The sequence below is a fragment of the Marinimicrobium sp. UBA4209 genome (assembly GCF_002381585.1).
GTDB classification, from domain to species: domain Bacteria; phylum Pseudomonadota; class Gammaproteobacteria; order Pseudomonadales; family Cellvibrionaceae; genus Marinimicrobium; species Marinimicrobium koreense.
Genome location: NZ_DFTP01000114.1, coordinates 74,239 through 78,805, shown reverse-complemented (window position 1 = coordinate 78,805; position 4,567 = coordinate 74,239). Strand labels below are relative to the sequence as shown.

The window sequence follows — 4,567 nt, the reverse complement described above, 5'->3', positions numbered from 1 at the left end:
GCGTTGCCCAGGTTCACCAGGCGACCTTCTGAGAGCAGGATCAGGTGATCGTTGCTGTCCTTGTCCCGGTAAATTTTGTGCACCTGCGGCTTTACCTCTTCCCAGTGCCAGTTCTTGCGCATATAGGCGGTGTCGATCTCGCTGTCGAAGTGACCGATGTTGCACACCACGGCGCTGCTTTTCAGGGCGCGCAGCATGGGCGCATCGCAGACATTGACGTTGCCGGTGGTGGTGACTACCAGGTCCGTGTTGCTTAGCACCGCGTGGTTGATGTCTTCGTCTTTACCGGAGTTGACGCCGTTTGTGTAAGCGGAGACCACTTCAAAGCCGTCCATGCACGCCTGCATGGCGCAGATCGGATCGACCTCGGTCACTTTGACGATCATGCCTTCCTGACGCAGTGAAGCGGCCGAACCTTTGCCCACATCGCCATAACCGATGACCAGCGCTTTTTTACCGGCCAGCAGGTGGTCGGTGCCACGCTTGATGGCATCGTTCAGGCTGTGGCGGCAGCCGTACTTGTTGTCGTTCTTGGCTTTGGTCACTGCATCATTGACGTTGATGGCGGGGACTTTCAGCTCGCCTTTTTTCAGCATGTCCAGCAGACGGTGCACACCGGTGGTTGTTTCTTCAGAGATGCCGTGAATCTTGTCCAGTTGCTCCGGGTATCTCTCGTGCATCAGGCCGGTCAGGTCGCCGCCGTCATCGAGAATCATGTTGGAGTCCCAGACCTTACCGTCTTTATTGACGGTCTGTTCGATGCACCACCAGAACTCTTCTTCGGTCTGGCCTTTCCAGGCAAACACCGGAATGCCGGCAGCGGCGATGGCGGCCGCGGCGTGATCCTGGGTGGAGAAAATGTTGCACGAGGCCCAGCGTACTTCCGCGCCCAGTTCCACCAGGGTTTCGATCAACACGGCGGTCTGGATGGTCATGTGAATGCAGCCCATGATCTTGGCGCCGGCCAGCGGCTTTTCCGCTTTGTATTTGCGGCGCAGTGCCATCAGTGCGGGCATTTCGCCTTCAGCGATGTCGATTTCGCGACGGCCCCAGTCGGCGTCTTTCTGGAATTGTTCGGCGGTTTTGGCGGCGACTTTGTAGTCGGTGAAGTTGGCAGCAATGTTCATGGTGTAGCTCCGGTTAAGCGTTGGAATTCGGTTTGGTGCGAGTGTCGGTTTGGGTGATGGCGGATGCGCGCGTTGCGCTTATCCGCCCTACGGATACCTCAGAGGTTGCGTAGGGCGGATAAGCGAAGCGCATCCGCCGTTACCTTACGTCACGCGTTTACAAATACTTCTTCAACTGCTCGGCCCTATCGGTCTTCTCCCAGGTAAAGTCCGGCAGCTCCCGACCAAAGTGTCCGTAAGCGGCGGTGGGTCGGTATATCGGGCGCTTCAGGTCAAGCATGTCGATCAGGCCCTTGGGCCGCAGGTCGAAGTGCTCGCGTACGATTTTGGCGATTTCGTTGTCCGGCAGTTTGCCAGTGCCGAACGTGTTGATTGAAATCGAGGTCGGCTCGGCCACGCCGATGGCGTAGGAGACCTGAATTTCACAGCGACTGGCGAGGCCCGCGGCAACGATGTTTTTCGCCACATAGCGACCGGCGTAGGCGGCGGAGCGGTCCACTTTCGAGGGGTCTTTCCCCGAGAAGGCGCCGCCACCGTGACGGGCCATGCCGCCGTAGGTATCGACAATGATCTTCCGGCCGGTAAGACCGCAGTCACCCACCGGGCCACCGATGATGAACTGGCCGGTCGGGTTGATGTGGTACCGGGTATCGGCGTGCAGCCATTCGGCGGGCAGCACCTTGTTAATGATTTCTTCACGCACCGCTTCGCGGATTTGGCTCTGACTGACATCCGGGTTGTGCTGGGTGGACAACACCACCGCATCCACTGCCACCGGCTTGCCGTTGTCATAGCGCAGGGTCACCTGGCTCTTGGCGTCCGGGCGCAACCAGGGCAGGGTGCCGTTCTTGCGCAGCTCGGCCTGCTTTTCCACCAGGCGGTGAGAGAAGTAAATCGGCGCGGGCATCAGCACGTCGGTTTCATCCGAGGCGTAGCCGAACATCAGGCCCTGGTCACCGGCACCCTGATCTTTGGCGGAGGCTTCGTTTTCGTCCACGCCCATGGCGATGTCGGAGGACTGCTTGCCAATGGCGTTGAGTACGGCGCAGGAGGCACCGTCAAAACCCACGTCGCTGGAGTTGTAGCCGATGTCCAGAATGACCTGGCGAATCAGGTCTTCCAGGTCCACGTAAGTGGAGGTGCGCACTTCCCCGGCCACGATGGCCATGCCGGTTTTGACCAGGGTTTCCACCGCAACGCGGGCGTTGGGATCGTCTTTGAGAATCGCATCCAGCACGGCGTCGGAAATCTGGTCCGCTAGTTTGTCCGGGTGGCCTTCGGATACGGATTCCGAGGTAAACAGTGAGTACTCAGCCATGGGCGGCTCCTATATCAAGGTCGTGAACAGTCAAAGTCGTGAATGCTATTTACGGTTGTAACGGATTAACGGACTTAAAAAATTGTCGTAACTGGATCTGAAAACCATTGCGCAAAGCGAAGTAAACGCTCTGCCCTTCGCTCAGGCCGGCATCGAACGCCCAGCGGGACAGATCGTCCGGCTCGAAACCCTGCCACAGGTCGCCGCAGGCTTCCCGGGCCCAGGTCTGCTCGTGGCGGCACAGGTCGGTTACCAGCAGGGCGCCGCCGCGCACCAGGGCGGAGCTCAGGTCCTGAAAGATGTCCGCTGGTGACGGGGTGTGGTGCAACACCATGTTCACCACGATGCAATCGGCCAGCACTTTATGGGCTTTCAGGGCCCGGGTGTCGCCACCAATAAACTCGACATTGCTCAGCCCCCGTTCGGCCGCCAGAGCTTGAGCGCGCTCCAGCATGGTGGGCGCGTTATCCAGCGCCACCAGATGCTTGAACCGCCGGGCCAGCACCGGCAGGAACTCGCCTTCCCCCGGGCCCACTTCCAATGCCAGATGGTGGTCCGGCAGGGGCGTATTGGCCAGCAACTGCCCTACCTGTTCGGCGTACACCGGGTAGCTGGCGATCAGGTCCTGCTGGGCGCGGAATTTGTGGGCGTTGTCCGCGAAAAAATGCTGTGAAGCGAGTGCTCGCTCACCGCGAAGGGCTTTTAAACGCTCGCTCAAGGCTGCCGGCAGGGGCTCCCGATCCAGCGTCGCGAACAACTGTTGCTGCAGAGTCTGCAGGGGATTGTCCGGGGCCAGGTAGGCGCGCCGGTAGAAAATCGAGTTGCCCTCCCGCCGCGGCGCCAGCAGCCCGGCGTTGGTCAGCACCTTCAGGTGATGACTCATACCGGACTGTTTGGCATCCAGCAACTGGCACAGCTCCAGCACCCCAAAGGAGTCCCGTTTCATGACCCGCAGAATGTCCAGACGCAGGGAATCGCCGGCGGCTTTGAGCAGCTGGGGCAGTGCGTCCGGCGCAAGGGTGTCCGGGTCAGGGAGAGTCTGGGCTTGATTCATGGAGAGGGAGTTTAGCAGGGGTTTGGTTCTATATCAAAATATTTTGATATAGGTGGTTGGCAATGCCCTTAATAGTCATAAAAACTATAACAAGGCTTTACTGTCGGCCTCGGGTAGGGGAAAATAGCGCGCTTTATGATCAATGCAGTGAAAGTTGGGCGGAACAGTTAAAATTCTCCGCCAAATGTCATACAATTAGCGGCCAGCTCAGCCAGGTGGGTCCGATCGTCGGGACGACCGAGCGTCATACAAGAGCCGTACAATCCGCGTTGTGAGCGCAGAGACCCCAAGAACACAGATGAATACCCCGTGTCCTGACGCTTCCGAATCGACGCGACCGGAGTCCGAGCCAGCGTGACTTGAAGCCGGCAGAGGCCAGAGATCCTGGCCCAGATGCTGAATCAACTTGGCCCATGCCGCCATTGCCCGGTGGGCCGTCAGCGGCCGGTAAAACCCAGAACACCCAACCATTATCGAAGGAGCTATTCAAAACATGCCCACTCGTAACGATCTAGCCAATGCGATTCGCGCCCTGAGTATGGACGCCGTCCAGAAAGCCGCCAGCGGCCACCCCGGCGCCCCCATGGGTATGGCGGACATCGCCGAAGTCCTGTGGAATGACTTCATGAAGCACAACCCGCAGAACCCGGAATGGGCCGATCGCGACCGCTTCATCATGTCCAACGGTCATGGCTCCATGCTGGTTTACTCTCTGCTGCACCTGACCGGCTATGACCTGCCGATCGACGAACTGAAAAACTTCCGTCAGTTGCACTCCAAAACCCCGGGCCACCCGGAGCTGGGCTACACCCCCGGTGTTGAAACCACCACTGGCCCGCTCGGTCAGGGTTTGGCCAATGGTGTCGGCATGGCGCTGGCTGAGAAGAGCCTGGCGGCCCAGTTCAATCGCGATGGTCACGACATTGTCGATCACTACACCTACGTGTTTGCCGGTGACGGCTGCCTGATGGAAGGCATTTCCCACGAAGCCAGCTCTCTGGCTGGTACTCTGGGCCTGGGCAAGTTGATCGTGTTTTACGATGACAACGGCATCTCCATCGACGGTGA

3 protein-coding genes and 1 pseudogene are annotated in these 4,567 nt (G+C 59.1%); 1 reads left to right on the top strand and 3 read right to left on the bottom strand.

What is annotated here, in order from left to right; genetic code table 11:
- The 3 genes from B3187_RS16790 to B3187_RS16780 all read right to left on the bottom strand — a co-directional run.
- Positions 1-1,127 (bottom strand): adenosylhomocysteinase (locus B3187_RS16790; RefSeq protein WP_286807630.1); only part of this gene is annotated, 1,127 nt, incomplete at its 3' end.
- A gap of 157 nt (positions 1,128-1,284) precedes the next feature.
- On the bottom strand, positions 1,285-2,445 hold the full coding sequence (gene metK, locus B3187_RS16785; RefSeq protein WP_286807629.1) for a methionine adenosyltransferase: 1,161 nt from the start codon (positions 2,443-2,445) through the stop codon (positions 1,285-1,287).
- Positions 2,446-2,494: 49 nt separating this feature from the next.
- Entirely contained in the window at positions 2,495-3,499 is a 1,005-nt protein-coding gene (locus B3187_RS16780) for an ArsR/SmtB family transcription factor (protein WP_286807628.1), read from the bottom strand.
- 493 nt (positions 3,500-3,992) lie between these two features.
- Between B3187_RS16780 and B3187_RS16775 the strand changes: the two are divergent.
- Positions 3,993-4,567 (top strand): annotated as a pseudogene (locus B3187_RS16775) (transketolase); the annotation flags it as partial.